This window comes from Nonomuraea basaltis (assembly GCF_005893125.1).
Lineage (GTDB): Bacteria > Actinomycetota > Actinomycetes > Streptosporangiales > Streptosporangiaceae > Nonomuraea > Nonomuraea basaltis.
Genome location: NZ_VCJS01000637.1, coordinates 1 through 634 on the forward strand (window position 1 = coordinate 1; position 634 = coordinate 634).

Genomic DNA, 634 nt, shown 5'->3' on the forward strand with positions numbered 1-634 from the left:
TCTAACGCGGCGAACAGGTGCCGCACCCCTTGGGTGCGGGTGTAGGTGGCGCGCATCCGCGGCCGAGGCTAACGATCGGGATCCTTGCCCTTGCCGCCGACGTCGGTCCACTGCCTACCGGGACGCGGCTGAAGGTTGAGAGGCCCGAACTCGTCCACGCAGAAGATCATCGCTGGTTCACCGGGCTCGTGGATCACCTGCCCGTCGACGATCGCGTACAGGTGCTCGACGCGGGCCTTCTTGACCTGGTGGTCCGGGTCGCGGGAGGCCTTCCAGGTCTTTATGGCTTGAAACATTCTCTGCACGTAGAAGCTCGCGCAGGCCCTCATGGCTGGTGTCCTCGACCACCCCCTCGGCGACCAGGAAATCGGCCAGCTTGGCCAGGCTCCACCGGGAGAACGGCAACCCATGCTCGGCCGGTTTGGACTTGGCGATCTTCTTGATTTCCACACGCTGCGGAAGCGTGAACGTCGGCTTCCGGCCGCCCTTGTACTTGGGGTAGAGCGAGTCGAATCCATCGGCGTTGAAGTTGTGGATCACATCACGGACCCGGTCTTCGCTGGTGAATGCCACCTGTGCGATCTTCGCCACCGGCATGCCCTGGGCCGGCAGCAGCACCATCTGCGCCCGCCGC

The 634-nt window shown here is 64.5% G+C and carries 1 protein-coding gene; it reads right to left on the reverse strand.

Annotated elements, in window-relative coordinates:
- Positions 1-177 precede the first annotated feature (177 nt).
- On the reverse strand, positions 178-634 hold a 457-nt coding region (locus EJK15_RS76075; RefSeq protein WP_240778170.1), incomplete at its 5' end, for a helix-turn-helix domain-containing protein.